This window comes from Neptunomonas sp. CHC150, assembly GCF_030397555.1.
Classification (GTDB): domain Bacteria; phylum Pseudomonadota; class Gammaproteobacteria; order Pseudomonadales; family Balneatricaceae; genus Neptunomonas; species Neptunomonas phycophila.
Genome location: NZ_JAPNXU010000009.1, coordinates 57,457 through 80,016 on the forward strand (window position 1 = coordinate 57,457; position 22,560 = coordinate 80,016).

Annotated in this window: 20 protein-coding genes; 10 read left to right on the plus strand and 10 right to left on the minus strand. The window is 45.8% G+C overall.

What is annotated here, in order from left to right; all coding sequences use genetic code 11:
- Positions 1–7 precede the first annotated feature (7 nt).
- From folM to OW491_RS11085, 4 genes are read right to left on the minus strand one after another with little or no spacing between them, the layout of a single operon-like run.
- Entirely contained in the window at positions 8–733 is a 726-nt protein-coding gene (gene folM / locus OW491_RS11070; RefSeq protein ID WP_290036006.1) for a dihydromonapterin reductase, read from the minus strand.
- On the minus strand, positions 720–1,115 hold the full coding sequence (folX, locus tag OW491_RS11075; protein WP_170870324.1) for a dihydroneopterin triphosphate 2'-epimerase: 396 nt from the start codon (positions 1,113–1,115) through the stop codon (positions 720–722). Before folX ends, folM begins: the two co-directional genes overlap by 14 nt.
- Positions 1,116–1,119: 4 nt before the next feature.
- The gene (locus tag OW491_RS11080) at positions 1,120–2,562 is read right to left on the minus strand and encodes a deoxyribodipyrimidine photo-lyase (RefSeq protein ID WP_290036007.1); all 1,443 of its coding nucleotides are present in this window, start codon (positions 2,560–2,562) and stop codon (positions 1,120–1,122) included.
- Positions 2,559–3,536, minus strand: a complete 978-nt coding sequence (locus tag OW491_RS11085; protein ID WP_075171936.1) for a DUF523 and DUF1722 domain-containing protein — start codon at positions 3,534–3,536, stop codon at positions 2,559–2,561. Before OW491_RS11085 ends, OW491_RS11080 begins: the two co-directional genes overlap by 4 nt.
- Before the next feature lie 231 nt (positions 3,537–3,767).
- Here OW491_RS11085 and OW491_RS11090 point away from each other — a divergent pair, with 231 nt between their 5' ends.
- A complete protein-coding gene (locus OW491_RS11090; RefSeq protein ID WP_290036008.1) occupies positions 3,768–5,747 on the plus strand; it encodes a methyl-accepting chemotaxis protein in 1,980 nt (659 codons plus the stop codon).
- Positions 5,748–5,843: 96 nt separating this feature from the next.
- Here OW491_RS11090 and OW491_RS11095 read toward each other — a convergent pair whose 3' ends face one another.
- From OW491_RS11095 to OW491_RS11105, 3 genes are read right to left on the minus strand one after another with little or no spacing between them, the layout of a single operon-like run.
- Entirely contained in the window at positions 5,844–6,680 is an 837-nt protein-coding gene (locus tag OW491_RS11095; protein WP_290036010.1) for an RNA pseudouridine synthase, read from the minus strand.
- Positions 6,673–7,437, minus strand: coding sequence for a TlyA family RNA methyltransferase (locus tag OW491_RS11100; RefSeq protein WP_290036012.1), 765 nt, complete (start codon positions 7,435–7,437; stop codon positions 6,673–6,675). Before OW491_RS11100 ends, OW491_RS11095 begins: the two co-directional genes overlap by 8 nt.
- 28 nt (positions 7,438–7,465) lie before the next feature.
- Positions 7,466–7,936 (minus strand): Lrp/AsnC ligand binding domain-containing protein, encoded by a 471-nt coding sequence (locus OW491_RS11105; RefSeq protein WP_075171940.1) that lies wholly within the window; start codon positions 7,934–7,936, stop codon positions 7,466–7,468.
- A 127-nt stretch (positions 7,937–8,063) separates the two neighbouring features.
- Between OW491_RS11105 and OW491_RS11110 the strand changes: the two genes are divergently transcribed.
- The 5 genes from OW491_RS11110 to OW491_RS11130 all read left to right on the plus strand — a co-directional run bounded on the left by OW491_RS11110 (position 8,064) and on the right by OW491_RS11130 (position 14,613).
- Positions 8,064–9,320: a D-amino acid dehydrogenase gene (locus OW491_RS11110; protein ID WP_075180011.1), complete on the plus strand. Its 1,257-nt coding sequence runs from the start codon at positions 8,064–8,066 to the stop codon at positions 9,318–9,320.
- 109 nt (positions 9,321–9,429) lie between these two features.
- Positions 9,430–9,816: a RidA family protein gene (locus tag OW491_RS11115; RefSeq protein WP_075171942.1), complete on the plus strand. Its 387-nt coding sequence runs from the start codon at positions 9,430–9,432 to the stop codon at positions 9,814–9,816.
- A gap of 95 nt (positions 9,817–9,911) precedes the next feature.
- Positions 9,912–10,994 carry an alanine racemase gene (gene alr, locus OW491_RS11120; protein ID WP_290036014.1) on the plus strand — a complete coding sequence of 361 codons (1,083 nt, stop codon included), beginning with the start codon at positions 9,912–9,914 and terminating at the stop codon, positions 10,992–10,994.
- 259 nt (positions 10,995–11,253) lie between these two features.
- Complete coding sequence (locus OW491_RS11125; protein ID WP_290036016.1) at positions 11,254–12,633, plus strand: GGDEF domain-containing protein; 1,380 nt, start codon at positions 11,254–11,256, stop codon at positions 12,631–12,633.
- A 15-nt stretch (positions 12,634–12,648) separates the two neighbouring features.
- Positions 12,649–14,613, plus strand: a complete 1,965-nt coding sequence (locus OW491_RS11130; protein WP_290036017.1) for a DNA topoisomerase III — start codon at positions 12,649–12,651, stop codon at positions 14,611–14,613.
- 6 nt (positions 14,614–14,619) lie between these two features.
- Here the strand turns inward: OW491_RS11130 and OW491_RS11135 are convergent, their stop codons facing one another.
- Complete coding sequence (locus OW491_RS11135) at positions 14,620–15,324, minus strand: DNA topoisomerase I (protein WP_075171946.1); 705 nt, start codon at positions 15,322–15,324, stop codon at positions 14,620–14,622.
- 198 nt (positions 15,325–15,522) lie between these two features.
- On the opposite strand from OW491_RS11135, the gene topA reads away from it, so the two are divergent.
- The 3 genes from topA (at position 15,523) to OW491_RS11150 (ending at position 19,111) form a co-directional block, all read left to right on the plus strand.
- A complete protein-coding gene (gene topA, locus OW491_RS11140) occupies positions 15,523–18,171 on the plus strand; it encodes a type I DNA topoisomerase (RefSeq protein ID WP_075173453.1) in 2,649 nt (882 codons plus the stop codon).
- Between the two features lie 81 nt (positions 18,172–18,252).
- Entirely contained in the window at positions 18,253–18,798 is a 546-nt protein-coding gene (locus tag OW491_RS11145; protein WP_290036018.1) for a DUF6586 family protein, read from the plus strand.
- A 49-nt stretch (positions 18,799–18,847) separates the two neighbouring features.
- Positions 18,848–19,111 (plus strand): hypothetical protein, encoded by a 264-nt coding sequence (locus OW491_RS11150; protein ID WP_075171948.1) that lies wholly within the window; start codon positions 18,848–18,850, stop codon positions 19,109–19,111.
- Positions 19,112–19,166: 55 nt separating this feature from the next.
- Here the strand turns inward: OW491_RS11150 and OW491_RS11155 are convergent, their stop codons facing one another.
- Together OW491_RS11155 and lexA are read right to left on the minus strand one after the other, a co-directional pair.
- Positions 19,167–19,643, minus strand: coding sequence for a SulA-like leucine-rich domain-containing protein (locus OW491_RS11155; RefSeq protein WP_290036021.1), 477 nt, complete (start codon positions 19,641–19,643; stop codon positions 19,167–19,169).
- A complete protein-coding gene (gene lexA / locus OW491_RS11160) occupies positions 19,643–20,257 on the minus strand; it encodes a transcriptional repressor LexA (RefSeq protein ID WP_075173455.1) in 615 nt (204 codons plus the stop codon). Before lexA ends, OW491_RS11155 begins: the two co-directional genes overlap by 1 nt.
- A 175-nt stretch (positions 20,258–20,432) precedes the next feature.
- On the opposite strand from lexA, the gene dinG reads away from it, so the two are divergent.
- Positions 20,433–22,553 carry an ATP-dependent DNA helicase DinG gene (gene dinG, locus OW491_RS11165; protein WP_075171949.1) on the plus strand — a complete coding sequence of 707 codons (2,121 nt, stop codon included), beginning with the start codon at positions 20,433–20,435 and terminating at the stop codon, positions 22,551–22,553.
- Positions 22,554–22,560: the final 7 nt, after the last annotated feature.

Genomic DNA, 22,560 nt, shown 5'->3' on the forward strand with positions numbered 1-22,560 from the left:
TTGGTTACTACTTAAGATGGCGGCCTCCATCAACATGGAGTGTTCTTCCTGTGACATAGCGACTTTTTAAAAGGTAATCGACAGCCTCAAGAATCTCATCTGTACCGGGTGCTATTTCCATGAGTGATTTCTTAAGTGTTTTGGCGCGATATGCATCATCATCGTCATCATTAAACATAATCATCGCAGGTGCGATGGCATTCACTTTAACACGAGGAGCGAGCTGGGCAGAAAATGATAATGTCATATTATCGAGAGCCGCCTTACTTGCCGCATAGGCGATGTGCTTTTTGCTGCCTTTGCTGGCTACATAATCAGTCATATGAATAATATCGGCGTGTTCACCGCTATAGGCGAGCAACTTATCTGATAGCAAACGGTTGATCTCATAAGGAGCCCCCGCGTGTACTTGCATCATTTTCTGAAAAACAACTTCAGGCGGCAAGTTGCTGCTTTCAGGGATCCAATCAGAGGCGTTATGGATAATGCCTCTGAGTGTTGGGTGCTGCTCGTCTAATGTGTTGATTAGATTCAGTACGGCGGCTTGATCATATAAGTCGCAGCAATAGAGTTCTGCGCCTTGGGCCTGTAACTCGTCTATTGATTCATAATGTGTACGGTAAGTGCCAATAATGGGCTGGCCTTGAGCTAATAAATGTTTGGCAATAGCTAAGCCGATACGTTTACCTACACCCGTAATAAGAATGGGAGCTTGCGGATTAGATTGAGTCACAATGTTTCTCCAAGGTGAGGGAAACAGAATCTGCAAACCGCAAAGCATGGGGCTTGTCGATAGTAACGGCAGCAAATTTGACCCAGTGGTGTTCTGTGCAAATCTCTAACACATCAGCTACGAGTTTTTCGAGCAATAAGAATCGTCCGTCTTCGACATGCTTAATGATTTTTTTTGTGACGGTTTTGTAGTTAAGAGCGTCTTGTACGTTGTCGGTTTCGTAAGCATTTTCGGCAGGATAATGAATAACAATGTTAATAATGACATCCTGCTGTTTTTCGCGTTCTTCGGGGTTAAAGCCAATGTAAGTACGTAAGCGTAGGTTGGTAATGCGAATAATGGCATTACTAATTGATGGTGTTGTGTTGGAAGCGTGTGGCATTTTTTTATGGCTCTTTGGTTGACGCTAGCGCATCCAGTGCTCTTTGACGGGATGCTTTCAATTCTACAATAGGCTCAGGGTAGTGTTGTCCAAGCTCGATATTAGCGCTGTTAAGCACGTCAACCGGGGCTTCCCAAGGCTTATGTATGTATTTATTCGGTAATGCGCTTAGCTCAGGGATATACGTGCGTATGTATTCGCCTTGAGCATCAAACTTTTCACCTTGGAGTACAGGATTAAAAATTCTAAAGTAGGGCGCGGCATCGGCCCCGCATCCTGCTATCCATTGCCAACTGGCACTGTTACTGGCTAAGTCAGCATCTACAAGCGTATCCCAAAACCACGCTTCACCCAAGTGCCAATGATGAAGCAAGTTCTTAACGAGAAACGATCCCACAATCATACGAACTCGGTTGTGCATATAGCCCGTTTGCCATAGCTCGCGCATACCAGCATCCACAATAGGGTAGCCTGTGCGGCCTTGTTGCCACGCCTTTAGTTCAGGGCTGGTGGACTCTTTTTTCCAAGGGAAGGCGTCAAACTTTGACTGTAGGTTTTTCCAAGTAATCTCAGGGTTGTGGTACAGCAAATAATAAGAGAATTCCCGCCAACCTATTTCGCTTAAGAACGTATCTAGATTTTTCTCATCACCAATAGCGGCACCCGTTTGCAGCGCTGAGTACCAAACAGTATTGGGTGATACTTCACCAAAGTGTAGCGGTGCAGATAGGCGAGAAGTGTCCAGTAGGGCGGGTTGGTCCCGTCCACTTTTATAGTGTTGTAAAGACTGATTTAAAAAAGCATGTAGTCGATTATTTGCACCTGTTTCGCCAATTTCCCAGTGCGGTGCAAGCATGTCGTCCCACTTAATTTGAGGCTCAAGCGCTAGACTATTGAGTGTTTCGCTACTTGAGAGTAAGCAATGCAGCGAGGCTTCATCAAGCGGTGGTTTAGCCAGCGGCTCACGTGGAGGGACCGCGTTTAAACACCCTTTACGATAGTAAGGCGTAAATACTTTGTAAGGGGTTTCATCTTTTTTGGCTATTTGCCAAGGTTCCCACAAAAGCGAGCCGTTAAAGCTGTGTGCTTCAACTGATAGTTCTTTTTTTAAAGCCTCTTTGATCTGTGTGTCACGCTGCATACGCCAAGGTTCGTAACAGCGATTCCAATAAACGCCTTTGACGTTATTTTGCTGGACTAACTTGAGCAAAATGTGGTGCGCGTCACCTTTATAAAAATTGAGCTTATTACTCAATGAGGCATTTAATGAAGAAAGAGAATGGTGCAGCCACCAGCGGCTTGCGCTACCCATGGCAGGCTTTGAGTTTACATCATCCAGAATATAAACAGGAATAACTTGCCCAGCATCAATTGCTGCACACAAGCCAGGGTTGTCAGCTAAGCGAAGGTCTTGCCTAAACCAAAAAATTACAGGCGCTTGGCTCATACATGGTTCCTTAACCCTAGCGCTGCAGGATAGGGCTCTAGGTATCGCTGCGCGCGGATATAATCACTTCCGTCGCGTTTTATATAATGGTGCAATAGAGTAACAGGTGTTGTTAGGTTAACTTCGCCGCGTTGATATTGTTCGATCACATCAGCAATATCTTGTCGCTCTTCGCCGGGAACCGTCTTTTTGAGGTAGCCCAAAATATGAAGTAGCACATTGCAATGCGATCCGCGTTTGGCCGGGTGCTCGATTGCTTTCATAAACGTGGTTTGATATTCCACCAGCAACTCATCAAGAGGTTCATTGGCAGCTGTTGCTAAGCGTTTTCCAAGTGATTTGTAGGCCTGCTGGCTATGAGCCATTAATAGATATTTGTAGCTGCTGTGATATTTGAGCAAGTTTGCGTAGGTTGGCTGGGCGAGCACTTCATTACGAAAATGATAATGCGCAAAAACCCTCATAATAAAGTTCTCGCACAGGTGCACGTCATTCAGACGGCCTTCTTCTTCAACCGGTAGTAACGGGTATTTTTCCATTAACGCCTTGGTAAATAAACCGCGTCCACGCGTTTGATGCGGATGGCCATTTTCTTGGTAAATTTTAATCCGTTCTAGTCCGCAGCTGGGCGAGTTTTTCATTAATATATACCCATCTAACTCGCCGCAATTTTCAACTTTGTTTTGATATCCCTGAATAAACTGCTCGGTCAGTTCACTAGTAGGGTCATTAGTAAAACGTAAGACAGGGTCGTCCGGATTACCTGTTAGCCGCATGCTAGGCCTTGGTGTAGGGAAGCCCGCGGCTACCTCTGGACAAAATTTAACGTAATCAAAATAGTTCGCAAACGTTTTCATGCAGAGTTGAGATTGACTATGCCCACCGTTAAAACGGACGTTATCACCCAATAGACAGGCGCTGATACCCACAGGGATTTTATAAGAAGGTACGGGTTGCGTGTTTCTGTGTGGCATGTTGTTGTCCTTAAATCACATTATCGAAATGTACGTTCCATTACTCTGTATAGATCATAGCAGCTACTTTTTTGATGTATTGGAATACCTCTTCTACGCTTATTTTAGAATAGCTAAAGATTTTTAGTGGCTGGTCGTTAATGTTTCATTCATAAAACTTTGGAAGACATGGCGTGTTAATTTGACGTTGAGGCCTCCCTTAATGCCAAAAACGTTCATGGATGGGCTGATATGAAAAACTTACAATTCAAAAATAAACTGGTTTTGTTGATGTCAATTCCGCTCATCGTTAGCGCGCTACTGATTGCTGATGAGCTATCTCAGGCGTGGGTTAACGCCGTGGATAGTGAAAACCTAGTCGCAAATATGAGCTTAACCCGCATGAACAGTGAGTTGGTCCATGAGCTACAAAAAGAGCGAGGAGCAACGGCCGGGTTTATCGGTTCTAAAGGTCAAGTCTTTGCCGCTGCTTTATCTAAACAAAGGGCACAAACGGATATCGCCAAAAGCCACTGGGAAGCTTTTATTATTGAAAACCCGATTGATGATGCAGAGCAAAAAGAGTTGGCTCACTATGTACAGTCCGAGCTAAAAACGCTAGCGAGTGTGCGTAACAGCGTTGATAGTTTGAATGTCTCTCTTAAAGACGCATTAGCGTATTATACAGAGATCAATAAATCGCTTTTGACGTCAGCTGAAATTACCGCTCGTGAGAGTAAGGATGTTGAACTAACACGCTACTCCATTGCTTATTCAAGCTACCTTCAAAGTAAAGAGCGCGCAGGAATTGAACGTGCGGTATTAAGTAACGTATTCGGGGCGGATAAATTTGCACCTGGTTTGTATTCTCGTTTTATCACATTAGTGACGGAGCAGGACACTTACATGCGAACCTTCAGTGGGCTTGCTAAACCGTCGATGATAAAAGATTTGTCAGCAATGGCATCAAGCTCCTCTGTGAAAGAAGTTATGCGTTTACGCGCATTGGCTAAAGAGAAGGAGGCTGATGGCGGGTTTGCTGTGGATGCAAAGTATTGGTTTTCTCAAGCCACCGACCGTATAAACCAACTTAAAGTAATGGAAGACGCCATTGCTACCGACCTAATAAATATAGCTAAATCACATGAACAAACGGCTTTTATCAAGCTGGTTATTTTGATTGGATTGTTAGTTTTAATTCTTGCTAGCTCGCTTATCCTAACCACCAAAATAATGAAGCAGCTTAACCGACAAGTCCGTTCGTTAGTCGAGGTAATGAAGGCTGTAATTGATGAGAATGATCTCACTAAACGTGTAACCGTTTACAGTGAAGACGAGTTAGGGCAAGTAGCGATAGGATTGAATAAAACGCTTTCTAATTTTTCCGATTCAATGTCGCGTTTAGGGCAAAGTTGCAACACCTTGGTTGGGATTGCTAAAGAGACAAGTGACGTGGCAAACCGCAGTATTGTTAAGCTTGTTGCTCAGCAACAAAAAACAACGCAAGTTGCCGCTGCTGTTGAAGAGTTAACATCGGCCGTTCAACAAGTGGCTGGGAATACGCAGCATTCGGCGGAACAGGCAAATCAGGCCAGTGCCATTGCACACGAAGGGCATGATGTTGTGAGAGCGTCAGTCGAGTCGGTAAACCAGTTAGCAGGAGATGTTCAACAACTGAGTGACCTTATCAGTAAATTGCATGCCAGTAGTATTAATATCTCTAATGTGGTCGAGGTAATCAATAATGTATCAGATCAAACGGGGCTGCTTGCTCTTAATGCGGCCATCGAGGCTGCGCGAGCAGGGGAGCAAGGCCGTGGTTTTGCCGTTGTGGCAGATGAAGTCCGAACGCTAGCGCAGCGTACACAGACATCCACTACCGAGATAGCCACTATTATTCAAGACTTGCAAAGTGAAGTCGAGGCTGCTTTTACTCTGGTAGAAGCTAACCATGAGAAAATGACGCATACCGTTGAGCGGACCAATAACGTCGAACACTCATTGGAGCAAATTGTGTTATCAGTTAATGAGATCACGAATGTGGCGAATCAAATAGCCAGTGCTTCAGATGAACAATCGCACGTTCTCAAAGATGTGTCGTCAAGCATTACTGATATAGACAGTAACTCAACTGAAATTTCCTCGGCTGCAAGTGAGATTGGTTCTGCCGCTGATAATTTGTTGGCGATGGCAAATCAATTAGAAAACATGGTGAAAGCGTATCGAGTATAAGCAGTTTTTGCGAAGCCGTGTGCTTTAAATAGATTAGGAGAAATAGCGGTAACATTAACGATGAGCTTAGCTGCTTCATCGTTAATGTTCATTAGCCTAAGGTTTGCGTGGGAAAGGTTCTGGTAATGCGAATATCGCTTGTTGCCGTTTGATCGGGCACATAAATTCAAGAGCATAAGCAACCAGTTGTAATCCCTGCCTGTTTTTATTGTCTTTACCGTATTTAGGATCACCCATAATTGGATGATCAATTGAAGCTAAATGACGGCGTATTTGATGGGTTCGACCGGTTTCGAGTGTGATATCTAGTTCGCTTGTATCTAACGTTTCCTCGTACGCGATGCGCGTGACATGCGTAATAGAGGGCTTACCATCCAGTGGAGTGTCGATCGTTATCTTCTCAGGTGCTTTTCCTTTGACGATGGCTCGGTAGCGTTTAGTGATCTTGTGCTCTTGAAACATGTTGGATAGTACAGCTGCCATTTTCTTGTTGTGGGCAATTATCATTAGGCCACGCGTTTCACGATCTAGCCGATGAACTAAAAAGACCTCGCGCTTCATACCCAATTGAATTTCTGCAATACGTAAGATGGACATATGATCGCCAAACTGGTTGCCTTGCGACATGACTCCTGCAGGTTTGAACCAGACCGAATAGCCCATGCGGTCTTCAAGACATGATACCTGAGGGGCTTTCAAGCTAAGCAACGCCGCATCATAGTGTAATCCTAATTCTTCGCCGGGTTTGACCGCTGTTTCGGCTCTACGCAATCTCAGCGTTTTTTTCCCGCGCTTGATTGTCACAGCCCCTTTATTCATTGCATCTTTAATGCGGCCTTTAGGTAACCCTGAAATAGTTGCTAGTAGTTTGCAGGCGCTAGGTGAGGCTTCTGTTACGGTGTGGTTTAGCGTTAGCTTCTGTAAATTAGTCATTATTTTTTTGCGCCCACAAAAGAAATTCTCGATTCCCATCACCGCCGGTAATAGGGCTTTCCATATAACCAAGCACCTTGAGGTTGAGCTCTTGGCAGGTTGTGCGGATAACATGCTCGACTTGCAAGAAGAGGCTCGCGTCTTTAACTATTCCGCCTTTACCTATCCCGGCTTTGCCTACTTCAAACTGTGGTTTAACTAACGATATTAAATGACCGTTGCTTTTTAGTAAGGGCGTAAGCGAGGGGAGAATTTTAGTTTGCGAAATAAAGGACACGTCCATCATTGCAATATCAAACCCTTCACCACGAGGTAGAGTATGCTCTAGTAAGTCTGCAGGAAGGGATCTGGCGTTCATCCCTTCGTAACACGTAACACGCGGGTCATTGCGCAAGCTCACATCCAATTGGTCGTGTCCTACTTCGATACCCACAACAGCTTTTGCGCCGTGCTGGAGTAAACAGTCGGTAAAACCGCCAGTAGACTGGCCTACGTCAATTGCGACTTTGCCAGTTGCCTCAATTCCAAAATCCGCGAGTGCACCCTCCAATTTGATAGCGCCGCGCGAGACGTACTTATCCGGTTGAGCCGTTACGATAAGCTCACAATCAGGAGACACTTTAAGGCCCACTTTGGTAAGTGGCTGTGTGGTTGTCCCTGTTTTTAGGAGGACATGGCCTTGTTTGATTAAGCGTTGGGCGTGGGTGCGCGTTTTGGCTTGTTGGCGTTCTACTAAGAGAACATCGGCTCGTTGCATTAGACTAAGATACCGCTCAGTAAATAAGTTAAGGTGTAGGGACTGGGATGTTAAAGGATTCTTTGACTTCTTCCATCACAATATAACTTTTTGAATTCTTAACGCCGGGTAGGGTCAATAGCATATCGCCCAGCAAGGCTCGGTATTCCGACATGTCTTTGATGCGAGCCTTAAGCAAGTAGTCAGAATCACCCGATACAAGATGGCATTCCATAATGTAGGGTAGTAGGTTAACTGCGCGATTAAATTTTTCGAATGCATCTGGGGATTGGTAGGATAACGATATTTCAACAAATACCAGCATGGTGTATCCCATTGCTTCGGGGTTGAGGCGTGCGAAATAGCCTTCAATGAAGCCGTCTTTTTCAAGGCGTTTAACGCGCTCAATACAGGGTGTTGTCGATAAGCCGACTTTGTCCGCAAGATCGGTATATGAGATACGACCTTCCTTTTGAAGTGTGGTTAAGATATTCCGATCAATTCGATCTATTTTTCTCATGTTATTTTTCTGTTATGGCTTTGTTTTTTAGTTGAATAAGCTGAATTATACATTAAATACGATATTTATTTTTTGAGAATTGAGTTTATTCTAGCATTATATCTTGTTTAGGTTTTGGGGCTTAAAAATGAACATAATCGTACTGGGAAGCGGCGTTGTAGGTGTAACTACAGCCTATTATTTAGCAAAAGAAGGTCATGCAGTTACCGTGGTTGATCGTCAGCCAGCAGCGGCATTGGAAACCAGTTACGGTAATGCCGGCCAAATATCACCGGGCTATTCATCGCCTTGGGCTGCACCTGGCGTACCATTAAAAGCTATTAAATGGATGATGCAGGACTTAGCGCCGCTTCGCGTCAAACCTTCTCTGGACCCCGTTTTTCTAAAATGGATGTTTCAGATGCTCCGCAATTGTTCACAAGATGCGTATCGTATTAACAAGTCTCGCATGTTAAGAGTAGCTGAATACAGCCGTGATTGCTTAAATGAGATCACCGCTGATAACGCTATTGATTATGATCGCCGCTCTGGCGGTACCTTGCAAGTATTTAGGTCGGATAAACAGGTCGAAGCAGCACAAGCTGACATCGCTATCCTGGAAGAGTGTGGTGTGCGCTATGAGTCATTGAGTCAGGCTGAATGTGTCACTGCAGAACCTGCATTGGCCCATGTCAAAGAAAAAATAGTCGGCGGCTTACGTTTGCCGGGTGATGCTACTGGCGATTGTTTTAAGTTTACTCAAGGCCTCGCAGCGGTTTGTGAATCATTGGGTGTGGTTTTTAAATACAATACAGAGATCGCATCTTTACAGCACACAGCAGGTAATATCACAGGTGTGAAGCTGAATAACGGCGAGCTAATGACAGCTGATCGTTATGTGGTGGCATTAGGGAGTTACAGCCCTATGCTACTTAATCCACTCGGTATTAAATCGCCTATTTATCCTGTTAAAGGCTACTCATTGACCTTGCCGATCATTGATGAATCGCGCGCGCCGGTTTCCACTGTCATGGACGAAACTTACAAAGTGGCGGTCACCCGCTTTGATGATCGTATTCGTGTAGGAGGTACTGCCGAACTGACTGGTTACGATTTGAGCCTGAAGCCTGATCGTCGTAAAAATGCAGATTTCGTGGTAACGGATTTGTTTAACGGTGGTGGCGATCTAGAAAAAGCAGAGTTTTGGACAGGCTTACGCCCAATGACTCCTGACGGCACGCCAATGCTGGGTGCTACACAATATGGCAACCTGTTCTTGAACACCGGTCATGGTACATTGGGATGGACGATGGCGGCCGGATCTGCACGTTATGTCTGCGATGTAATGACAGGCCGTACACCGGATATTGATCCTGCGGGATTAGGTGTAGAAAGGTATAATTAACAAACCACTGGAGCGCTCTGCTACGAAAGATCTTAGCGTGTGTCTCCAGTGATTATTCTACGTAATGTATTTTTTAAATTAGTTTAGATATTTTAAAAGGGGAGTTTTTATGAACCGTAGCACTATCTCTACAGACAAAGCGCCAGCAGCAATTGGTACATACTCACAAGCGGTTAAAGCCGGTAACACGGTTTATTTTTCGGGGCAAATTCCTTTAGTGCCGGAAACCATGGAAATGGTTACTGAGTCGTTTGAAGCGCAAGCTGTTCAGGTCTTTGAAAACTTAAAAGCTGTAGCAGAAGCGGCAGACGGTTCTTTGGCTGATTTTGTGAAAATTACTATTTTGTTATCTGACCTTAAATACTTCGGTCAAGTGAACGAAATCATGGCGCGTTACTTCTCTGAGCCTTATCCTGCTCGCGCCGCTTATGCAGTTAAAGCACTGCCTAAAGACGCAGACATCGAAATTGAAGCCGTTATGGTTACAGCTAACTAAGCAACGCTTAGTGTCACAAAGGTGGTTAAACACCACCTTTGTTTATTCTTGTCACTATTTTCCTCGTTAAACTACTACGCTGAGTTGGAGTCATCATGGGTCGCGCTGCACGTGCTGTTATTAACCTGCCTGCTATTTTAAACAATTACCGTTTGGCTAAGTCTTTAGCCGCGGGGGCCAAAGCTGTGGCCGTCGTTAAAGCTGATGCCTATGGTCATGGTGCTACACGCGTAGCCCGTTTTTTAGAGGCGGACGCTGATGCGTTTGGTGTGGCGTGCATCGAAGAAGCAATGGAGCTGCGGGCAGCCGGTATCAAGAAACCTATCCTTTTGCTGGAAGGGTTTTTTACAGCGGATGAGCTGCCTGTCATCGCAGAACAGAACTTCTGGACTTCATTGCATCGTGCCGAGCAGGTAGAGATGATTCGCAACACGGATTTGTCGACACCGATTAATGTATGGTTGAAAATGGATTCGGGTATGCACCGCTTAGGTATTGAGCCCGAGCATTTTGCCGATACCTATCAGCAGCTTTCTAGCTTATCTCAGGTTAACGAAGTGGTCTTAATGAGCCATTTGGCGTGTGCAGATGAACTAGATTCTTCCCATACGCGTCATCAAATAGATACTTTTAACTCGGCTGTTATTGGCATTGAAGCTCCTCACAGTATCGCTAACTCGCCTGCCACATTGGCTTGGCCAGAGCTGCACCGTGACTGGATTCGTCCTGGTCTGATGATGTATGGAGCTTCTCCTTTTTCTGAATCAGTTGAAGCCGCCTCTCAGTTGCAGTGCGCTATGACCCTAGAAACAGAAGTGATTGCTATTCACACCATTCAGCCAGGAGAGTCCGTCGGCTATGGGGCAACCTTTACTTGCGAGCGAACCACTAAAGTAGGCACGGTGGCGATTGGTTACGGTGATGGTTACTCACGCCATGCAGGTAGCGGCACACCGGTTTTCGTTAATGGTCAGCGTACTCATATCATAGGACGTGTTTCGATGGATATGTGCACAGTCGACTTGACTGATTTGCAAGATGTCTCCGTGGGCAGCCGTGTTGAGTTATGGGGTGGTGAGTTAAGCGTTAATGAGGTGGCAGAGCACTCAGGGACAATCCCTTATACTTTGTTCACCGGTGTAACCAAACGTGTGCCACGCGTTTATATTGAGTCTTAATTAATTACTTACTTGGTTAAAGGCAGTAGCTAATTTTGCTTGCTGCGTTGCTGGTGTTGCTAACTCACTAAGGCGTCTCGCTTATCTTCTGATAAAAACGATACTAAAGAAGCACTCATTCAGATTGGCGCGTTTAATAAAGATATTGTTAAGCGCCCTAATGATATAAAAAGACCGCCAACGTGCGGTTTTTTTTATGGTTTCTTATATACTTCAATAACGTTTGTATGTTGTTTGTTGGGTTGCTGTAAGGTGGGTAATGTTTAGGTTTCGAAAACCAGAGCGTAGAAGTACGCTAGATGTATGGATCGCTTGTGGGTTCTTTCTTGTAGCCTATATCGCGGCAGCCTTACTTGATTTGAATGATAGCTGGCGTCTGTGGACACAGCCATTTCGCATGATCGGGTTAGATGCGCTTCCTATGGCGTTGGCTATTACGGTAGGTATCGTAGTGTGGTTTGCGTGGAGGCGTTGGCAAGAAGGTGAAGAAAGCCGATTAGCTTTATCCGAGACGGTTGAGCGCCTCCAAGTGGAGGTAGAAGAGCGCAAACACGCACAAGAAATCGCTCAAGTATTATCCGAAACTAAAAACGAAGTACTCGATAACGAGTATCAGCGCTCTGAGCAATTAGCCCAAGTGAGCAAGATGGGTGATTTTCTCGCGGCGGCTTCGTCGCCTGAAGAGCTTAAAGAAATTTCCGCTAAGTGTTTACGCAACTTACTGCCGCACTTAACAGTGGGAGTCATGTTCGCTGATAAAAGCTTCTCGCGCTGGCAACTGCATTCTGCTTGGGGCGAGCACCATGAGCGTATACACCTGCATGTAGATGCTGAGCAGTGTTGGGTTTTGCGTCGAGGGCAGCAATATGCCGACCAATCTAATACGCAAACAATGCTCTGTAACGAGGCTAACGTAACTGAGTTAAAAACCGTTGCCTGTTATCCTATTTTCTGTCGAGAAATGCAGTTTGGTGTTCTGCACATACGTTCTGCCGAGTGGCAGGAGCATATTTTAAGTGCCGAAGAGGAAAAAATGATCGTCGGTGTATGTAACACCATCGGCTTACATTTTTATAATGCTCAATTACGTGCCGAATTAAGTATGGCGTCTAACCGAGATGAGCTAACCGGTTTATTAAACCGCCGCGGGCTTGGTAATACGCTAAAGCGTGAAATTACGGCGGCTGGCCAGCAAGGGTATAAAGTAACCGTGGCGATGATCGATATTGATCATTTTAAAGCTTATAACGACACCTATGGCCACCCAGAAGGGGATAAGGCACTCAAGTTTATTGCAGAGCAGCTAGCTTCAAATCTGCGTGCTAGGGATGTGGTAGCGCGTTATGGAGGGGAAGAATTTATTTTGGTGCTGCCCAACACGACCAAAGCGGAGGCTTACAAGAAGCTCAAAGCTATGTTGGTATCTATTAACAAGGCTTCTGTCAGCAGCAGTGAATGCTGTAAGCCAATCACGCTGTCTATTGGTATAGCCACAAGCCCGGATGATCAGACCGATGAAGAACGGCTCGTTAAACTGGCAGATACCGCTTTATATGCTGCTAAAAAGCGTGGTCGTAACTGTGTTATCCCCTACATTTCTCCTCATGCGAATAATCGTATTGCTACGACCCAAGCTTAAAAAGTCTATCATCACATGATTTTATACATCGCAGAAAAACCGAGTCTTGGGCGAGCAATTGCGGACGTGCTGCCAAAACCACATAAAAAAGCCGAAGGCTGCGTGATCGCCGCCAACGGTGATGTGGTTAGTTGGTGCATAGGTCACCTATTAGAGCAGTGCGACCCTGATGCCTATGATGAGCGTTATAAAAAATGGCGTGAAGAAGACCTACCCATCGTTCCTGATCAGTGGCAATTGACACCTAAAAAAGAGACGCGAAAACAGCTGACTGTATTGCGAAAGCTAATAAAAGAAGCCGATCAATTAGTCCATGCGGGGGACCCAGACCGCGAAGGGCAATTGCTGGTGGATGAGGTTATTAGTTATCTCAAGGTGCCTGCGCAAAAACGTAATGCAATGCTGCGTTGTTTAATTAGTGATTTAAACCCGCAGGCCGTAAAGTCAGCACTGGCTAAGCTTCGCTCTAATCGAGATTTTATACCGTTATCTACGTCGGCGTTAGCACGCTCGCGTGCTGATTGGTTGTATGGGATGAACATGACGCGCTTATGTACCTTGCGAGGGCAGCAATCAGGCTATCAGGGTGTGTTGTCGGTAGGGCGCGTGCAAACCCCGTTATTAGGCTTAGTTGTTCATCGTGATCTTGAGATAGAGAACTTTGTCTCTAAGCCGTTCTATGAGGTTTATATTACCTTAGAAACAGGTAAGGGTGAGCTATACAGAGCCAAATGGAAACCTAGTGAAGCTTGTGCTGACTACATGGATGATGAAGGGCGTGTTTTGTCTAAAAAACTAGCCGAAAACGTAGTGGCTCGGGTTAAGCATAAGCCAGGTATTGTTGTTGAGGTTAAAAATGCAAAGAAAAAGCAACCCGCACCTTTACCTTATAATTTATCATCTTTGCAGATAGATGCGGCTAAGCGTTTTGGTATGAGCGCTAAACAGGTGCTTGATGCTTGCCAGCAACTATACGAGCGTCATAAATTAATTACCTATCCTCGGTCGGATTGTCGATATTTGCCCCTTGAGCATTGGAAAAATGCTACTCAAGTGGTCTCAGCCATTAATCGGTCATGTGATTCGTTGGCGCAAGCGGTCAGTGGAGCCGATACCTCTATAAAAAGTAAGGCATGGAATGACTCGAAGGTGAGCGCCCATCATGCCATCATCCCCACGGCTAAAGTGCAGGATGTCTCTAAGCTTACAAAGAGTGAAGCCCACGTTTATGAGTTGATTGCTCGCCAGTACCTAATGCAATTTTATCCGCCATTTGAGTACGCCGAGAAGCAAATTGATACCGAAGTTATGGGTGGGCTGTTTATTGCGAAACAAAAGGACACACTGGCTGAAGGCTGGAAAATACTGTTGCCAAAGCGCACCCGTTCAGAGTCGTCGCCTACAGGGCAGGGTGTAGATACTGTTGATGGTGAACCCACATTGGGACGTTTACCTACAGTGCTAAAAGGTGATGCCGTACATTGTCAGCAAGCGGACGTTCACGAAAAGCAAACCTGCCCACCTAAATATTTTACAGATGCAACATTGCTGTCCGCCATGACGGGGATTGCTCGATACGTGAGTGATACAGCCATACGTAAAGTACTCCGTGAGACTGACGGATTAGGCACAGAAGCGACACGAGCCGGGATTATTGAGTTGCTATTCAAGCGCGGCTTTTTAACGCGAGTTGCCAAAGACATACGCGCGACAGAGGTAGGTCGGCAGCTGATAATTAGCTTGCCGGACGCTGTGAGCTATCCTGATATGACCGCGCATTGGGAATCGCAGTTAACGGCTATTAGCCAGCGCGAGCTCAATTATGCCGGTTTTTTAGAGCCTATGACTAATGGCTTAGAAAATCTATTAGCACAAGTTAAAGGGGTGACATTTCACGGCTTGGCGGGTAAAGGAAAAGCACCGTATAAAGCAAAAGTGAGGCGTAAGTCGCGCGTGAAAAAGCCAGCGTCTAAAGCTTGAGCTGGTTTAATTGATGTCTGAAATTGAGTCCTCTAACGTGCCGCCATAGCTGCTACGTTTAGGTTCTAGCTCTTTAATTAAAGGCTGTATTTCATTGAGTTTAGGCTGTTTAAGATGCTGAGCAACCATCGCGCGGACAACAACCGCTTTGGCGTGCTTGAGGTGAGATAACGCTATCAGTTTATCCCCGGATTCAAGTAGCATTTTGGCTTGCATGATATGCGCATCGGCTACAACTGAAATGTTGAGCCAGTACAGTTCTTGGCCGTAATTTCGTGCTTGAATGGGAGATATTTTTCCCTTCGCGAGCATCTTTTTTAGTAGTTTTTCGGTGTAGTTTACGTAAATTTGAAACTTTTTGAGCTCTTTGTCACTCGTAAACTGCGTGTGACTAGGCATGGTTCTATCAGCCGTTTCTTTTTGGTTGTTCACTTGTGTCATTAAGTCGGAATCGGGAGCTAGCATGCTGACTTCTTCGATAAGAACCATCGCGTGCTGATTTAACCGATCTAGAATGTCATTTTTGCAGCCTGCAGCTTTTAATGCCGTGATCGTATCTAGAATATGAAATGTCTGAGTGCGTAAATCTTTTAAGCGCTCTTGCTTGACTTCGGCTGCATGTTCACGTCTTGATATAAAATGGTTAAGCCCTAATGCAGCCAGACCGATTGCCGCTATTATGATTAGATAAAGTACGCTTTCTTGCTGCATTGAAAAAAATAACCTCGTAATTGGCGGTATTTTTATAGAGCTTCGCCATCGGGAAAACGACCAAAAAACTTGATCAAAAACACAGTAGTGATTATAGAGGGAATTGATTTTTTTGGTAGCGTTGCTTGACCCCGATACTCTAAGCACTTATATATGCACGCTGTTTTTGCCGCTTCTGACCTGAGGGATAGTAATCTGATGGGAAAATCGCTCGTAATAGTAGAGTCCCCCGCTAAAGCCAAGACTATTAATAAGTATCTTGGAAATGACTTCGTCGTTAAATCGAGTGTCGGTCATATCCGTGACTTGCCAACCAGTGGCAACGCGCCAAAAAGTGACCCTAAAGCACGCGCTAAGCAGGCGGCTCTTACGCGAAAAATGTCCCCTGAGGACAAAGCTATCCATAAAGAGAAAAAAGCGAAAGAGCAGCTAATCAATCGTATGGGCGTTGATCCAGAGAACAATTGGGACGCGCATTACGAAATTCTCCCAGGCAAAGAAAAAGTTGTCGATGAGCTGAAAAAGCTCGCTAAAAATGCTGACACCATCTATCTCGCAACGGATTTGGACCGCGAAGGGGAAGCCATTGCTTGGCACCTGCGCGAATCTATTGGTGGCGATGATCAAAAATACCGTCGAGTCGTGTTTAACGAGATCACTAAAAAAGCCATTTCAGCGGCTTTTGATGATCCGGGCACGCTGGATATGAATCACGTATACGCACAGCAAGCGCGCCGTTTCCTTGACCGTGTCGTGGGCTATATGCTTTCCCCATTGTTATGGGAAAAGGTCGCTCGTGGTTTGTCGGCAGGGCGTGTGCAATCAGTAGCCGTTAAACTGGTTGTAGATCGTGAAAAAGAGATTCGTGCTTTTATCCCTGAAGAGTTTTGGGAAGTGCATGCCGGCGCGCAAACTCAAGGCAAAGAAGCGATTCGTTTGCAAGTGGCTAAGTTTGCGGGCAAAGCGTTTCGTCCTGATTCAGAGCAGGATACAAACCAACACGTAGCAGCGCTTAAAGCGTCACGCTTTACTGTGGTAAACCGTGACGACAGGCCAACCAGTAGTAAGCCTTCAGCGCCTTTTATCACCTCGACATTGCAGCAAGCTGCGAGTACGCGTTTGGGCTTTGGCGTTAAAAAAACCATGATGATGGCGCAGCGCTTGTACGAGGCTGGTTACATCACTTACATGCGTACTGACTCAACTAACTTGAGCCAAGAGGCCGTTGAAAGTTGTCGCACTTATATCGGTGATCATTACGGAAGTAAGTATCTTCCTGAAGAGCCGATTAGGTATTCCAGTAAAGAAGGAGCTCAAGAGGCGCATGAGGCGATTCGGCCTTCTGATGTAACCCGTGAGGCATCTGACTTATCTGGAATGGAGCGGGATGCAGAACGGTTATATGACCTTATTCGCCGTCAATTCCTAGCGTGCCAAATGACTCCTGCGCTTTACACTAGCTCACGTATTACGGTGAAAGCGGGTGATGATTACGAGTTGACCACAAAAGGGCGTATTTTACGCTTTGATGGTTATACCCGCGTTATGCAAGCAAAAGGCAAAGGCGATGAAGATGTGATCTTGCCTGACGTTAAGTCGGGTGAGGAGTTGGCGTTAGAGTCGTTAGAGCCAAAACAGCATTTTACCAAGCCAACGGCCCGTTACACAGAAGCAAGTTTGGTTAAAGAGCTAGAAAAGCAAGGTATTGGTCGACCATCTACCTATGCGTCAATCATCTCGACGATCCAAGACCGTGGTTATGTGGAAGTCCAAAATCGACGCTTCTATGCCTGCAAAATGGGCGATATCGTTACTGAGCGTTTGACCGAAAACTTCACTGATTTAATGGACTACAGCTTTACTGCCCGAATGGAAGATGCGCTGGATGACATTGCGCACGGCGAAGCTGATTGGAAGGCGTTGCTTGATCGTTTCTACCAAGGCTTAGTACGTCGGCTGGATGAAGCAAAAGACCCAGAACACGGCATGCGGCCTAATACCCCAACTGATACGAATATTCCCTGTCCAGAATGTGACCGACACATGGTGATTCGTACAGGAAGCACCGGTGTGTTCTTAGGGTGCTCGGGCTACAATTTGCCACCGAAAGAGCGCTGTAAAGCAACAATTAACTTAATCCCTGGTGATGAAGTTGTCAGCGCAGATGGTGACGAAGAGGAAGAATCACGTATCCTTCGCAACAAGCGTCGTTGCAGTATCTGTGACAGCGCCATGGATAGTTATTTAGTCGACCAAACACGTAAATTACATGTATGTGGTAACAACCCGGATTGCCCAGGCTATGAGGTCGAAGAGGGTAATTATCGTATCAAAGGGTATGATGGCCCAACACTAGAATGCGATAAGTGCGGCTCTGAAATGCAGCTAAAAAATGGGCGCTTTGGTAAGTATTTTGGTTGTACAAACGATGAGTGTAAGAATACTCGCAAACTCCTGAAAAACGGAGAAGCTGCACCGCCAAAAATGGACCCTGTGCCAATGCCAGAGCTAGCATGTGAAAAGGTTGAAGATACTTATATCTTGCGTGACGGAGCTAGTGGCTTATTCTTAGCCGCTAGTCAGTTCCCGCGTAACCGTGAAACACGTGCGCCTAAAGTGAGTGAGCTGTTGCCGCATAAAAAAGAAATCGATCCAAAGTATGATTTCTTGTTCAGCGCGCCGACTAAAGATATGGACGGTAATGAAACGATCGTTCGTTACAGCCGCAAAACCAAAGAGCAGTACGTCATGACCGAAGTGAATGGCAAAGCTACGGGCTGGAAGGCGTTTTATGAAGGTGATAAATGGGTTGTAGTTGAACCCAAAGCTAAAAAAGCCAGCAAATAAAAGCAGGTTAATAACAGTTATCAGGAGAGCCTCTTTGTTGTGCATGAGTCTTTGCACGCAAAGAGGACATTTGAGGTCGCGATGAGTCAGGTGTATCTGGTTAGAACTAACCAAAAGCTCAACTTTGCTCGTATTCATATTGACGCGTTGCAAGCAGCCCAGTCATCGAATAGCTGGGATCAGCATGCGATGATTGAGTCTTATCATGAATCCGTCCTATTTCTGATGGCTTCTGCTTATCAGGCTTTTTTACGAGAAATTGCAGAAAAGTATCGCTTTAACCCAGATGCGATTGAAGCGCTCAGCGATTTGCAAGGGTTGCTGGATGCATCAGTTCAGGAGTCTCCAGAGGTGACAGAGCTATCTGTGTTAGAATCCAATAAACACAGCTGGCTTGCCTTAATGTTATCTGCCTATCGAGGCTGTTGGAAGGCGGCAGATAAAACGGGCCCGTCGGCCAAAGCAAAAGTGGGTGCCGATTTATCACCTAGCTTATCGGAAATTCATATTGTTCAGATTAATCCGGATCATGCAGAAGATGCAGATATTCTGACAGAGTATCGCTCTTGGTTATCTGAGTTTAGGGCTTTACTGGAGCGACTGCGAAGCGGTATGCAAGAATGGTAAACGCTTAAATTGACAACATTGGAAAAAGTAAGGGGTGTTAGGTAGTTTGATGGATGAGATGGTGCTAGAAATTGTGCGTTTAGCGTCGGGTGAGTTTGTTATTCGTCGCTCGGGTGAAGAAGAGGCGTTAATGACGCTAAACTTATCACAAGTTGTGCAAGATAATCTGTTAGAAAACACTGAAGAACTTGCAAGAAGAATGTTGGTTGCCGGTGCTCATATGATGTCCGACTTGGTGAATGATGAAGAGCCAGGTATCGATACTGATGACGTATCACCGGATGACATGATCCGCCCTTCAACGATTCACTAAAGCGTATTTGCCGTTTCTTATTGGGTATGCCGTGCCTATGCTATTAGTGCATTCCTCAATTAATAGCATGGCGACGGCGAATCAAAATTCCATTACTTGCCCCTTGTCTGGCGCTTTTTTCTAGGCGCTGAAAGGCATCGTCAGAAATATCTCCGGCCCAGCTAATAACAGCATGGCATGTGCCAGTGCTGAGGGCTTTTTCAGCCAATTGCTGAACGCTATGGTTCTCGTCAGGGTAAAGTAGAATTACCTTTTTAAGATCAATTCCAGCATCTTGTAGCAACGATTTTGGCAAGTTTATAGGTGGAGCAATCCAAGCAAACCAGCGGTCTTCATGGCTTAGCTGCGCCAATAACGGCATTATCATTGGCATATCTGCCAGATCACCGCTTTGTGTTACGATTTCAGTAATTTTCCCGAAATCGCTGGGCTGTTGAGCTCGGGGTTTAAGCTTGGTGCGAATGCTACCTAACTCTTTTTGGGTGCTGATAATGCCGGTAACAGCTTTGTTATCAGGAATTAACATGTGCATTATGGCTCACTCCCTTGTCGTATGACGCCAACGCCTAACCCTTCGATGGAAAGCTCGCTCTCGCGTAAGTCGACCACGATAGGGTCAAACTCTTCGTTTTCAGCTATCAGTTCTACAATGTGTCCAGTGCGTTGGAACCGCTTAACGGTGACTTCGTCACCAATACGCGCTACTACAATTTGGCCGTTACGTGCTTCTGTGCATTGGTGAACTGCCAGCAAATCGCCATCCATGATGCCGATGTTTTTCATACTCGTGCCGTGCACTCGCAGCAAGTAATTAGCCGGTGGGTGGAAAAAGTCAGCTGAAATTGTGCAGTGCTCTTCGATGTGCTCCTGGGCTAAAATAGGGCTGCCCGCGGCTACGCGGCCGATCAAGGGAAGACCTTCAGGCTCTGGTTGCTCAAGCTCAGGAAGACGAATACCGCGAGAGGTGCCAGGGATCATTTCTATAGCACCCTTACGGGCTAACGCTTTTAAGTGTTCCTCAGCCGCATTGGCTGATTTAAAACCTAGTGAGCGTGCTATATCGGCACGTGTAGGCGGATAACCGGTTGCATCGATATGATCGCGAATGCAGTCGAGTACTTCTGATTGACGCTTTGTGAGTTTCATATTTGTGCCCGTCATAATTAAGTGCCGATAGGTAAGATAGCCCGCAAATAGATGACTGTTTTTTTATACAGTACATGTGATTATATACAGGCAAGGTCGGTTGTAAAGAGATTTTCTGTTTATATATCCAGTATCTTGATATTATCCCCGCGACATTGAAATCAGGATTTAAGTTTTGCTCAGCGACGCTCTAAAAAAGTCTATACAAGAGGCATATCGCCAGTTCCTCGGGTTGCATGACCTTAAGCCTCGTTATGGGCAAAAAATGATGATTGCGCAAATTGCGCGCACCTTAGGGAATATTGAAAGTAACGAAAAAGGTGAAAGAAGTAGCGATAATCATATCTGTTTGATCGAGGCGGGCACAGGCACAGGTAAGACAATGGCTTACTTGATTAGCGCTATTCCCATTGCTAAAGCGCAGGGCAAGTCCTTGGTTATATCTACAGCAACGGTCGCTTTACAAGAGCAGCTACTTCATAAGGATTTACCTGAAGCTTCGCGTTTAATGGCAGAACCTGTGCGTTATATCTTGGCTAAAGGGCGCGGGCGATACTTCTGTGTATCCCAGGCTGAAAAGTTGCTAGAAGGCCAAGGCGAGTTAGGCCAAATGGCACTTTATGAAGATGAAATTGCACAGCGAATGGAACCCGATGCCGTTGCTTACTACAGTGAGTTAATGGATCGCTTTGCCTCCGGTAGCTGGGATGGTGACCGCGATAGTCTTGCTGTGGAACTAGAAGAAGAGGTGTGGCAGCCACTCACGAGTGATCATACCCGCTGTACCAACCGTCGTTGCAGCAACTTTTCAGTATGCCCATTTTTTAAATCCAGAGATTCGTTAGATAAAGCGGATGTAGTCGTTGCCAATCACGATCTGGTACTGGCCGATTTGTCTCTCGGAGGCGGCGCTATCCTTCCCGATCCGGCGCAAACCATTTATGTGTTTGATGAGGCACACCATCTTTCTGCTAAAACAACCGGGCATTTTGCTTATAGCTTGCGGGTTCGCAGCACTGAGCGTTGGTTAAAAACCATGTCGCGGCAGTTAGAGCATATGATTGATGAGTGCGATAGTCAGCCTGTTTTACAGCAATACATAGAACGAATGGAGCCGGCTAAAGCCGAAATGATTAGCTCGTTAGACCAGCTCCAAATGAGCTTACGTTTGATGTTGCTAGAAGGTGATGAACGACCAAAAGATCGCTTTCGTTTCCCCAAAGGGGTGTTGCCAGAATCGTTGACTGTACCAGCTGCTGGCATTGCTGCAGCGGCTGAAAAGTGGATGTTAAAAGCAGAGCAAATAGTTGATCTGTTAAAAGAGGCGTTAGATGGTGGTATTCCCGAAATTGATAAAGGGGTCGCTGAGCGCTGGTATCCACGCATGGGTCAAATGTGGGCGCGATCTCAATCTATTTTTTGGTTAGCACGTAGCTATGCGGTAGCTGATGTAGAAGGTATTGCGCCAACAGCACGCTGGATTAACTTGGTTGAGTCCACTGACGGGATTGATTTTGAGTGCCGTAGTAGCCCAGTAACAGCGGCCGATACCTTAGAAGAGCACCTGTGGAAGCCCGCTTACGGTGCGGTGTTAACATCCGCAACATTAACTGCTCTTGGACAGTTTACGCGATTAATAGATGACTTAGGGTTGCCGCCAACGGTGGCGTGCGAACAGTTGCCTAGTCCATTTAATTATGCGCAGGCTGCCTGCTTAAAAGTACCTAAAATGTTAGCTGATCCTGGGAAACCAGAAGATCATACGCAAGAAGTCAGTGCTTTTTTGAACGATTGTCTGCAAAAAGCTACTGCAACACTGGTATTATTCAGTTCTTGGCGACAAATGCTAACGATTCGAGATCAATTGGATGATAAAATCCGTGATCATGTGTTGATTCAAGGCGATTTGACCAAGAACGAGATTATCAAAACCCATAAGTCAGTGATTGATGAAGGCAAACCAAGCATTATCTTTGGATTAGCTTCCTTTGCTGAAGGGGTGGATTTACCTGGGGACTATCTAACCGAGGTGATTATTACAAAGCTGCCATTTGGGGTGCCGGATGATCCGGTTGATGCGACCATGGCAGAATGGATAGAACAGCGAGGCGGTAATGCATTTATGGAATGGACCGTCCCGGAGGCCTCAATACGCCTCACACAAGCCGCTGGTCGCCTGTTGCGTACAGAGCAAGACAGTGGCCACATAATTCTGCTGGATCGACGAGTTGTGACTCGCCGGTACGGACGACAACTGTTGGATGCATTACCACCATTCCGCCGAGAAATCGAATAAAGTGAGT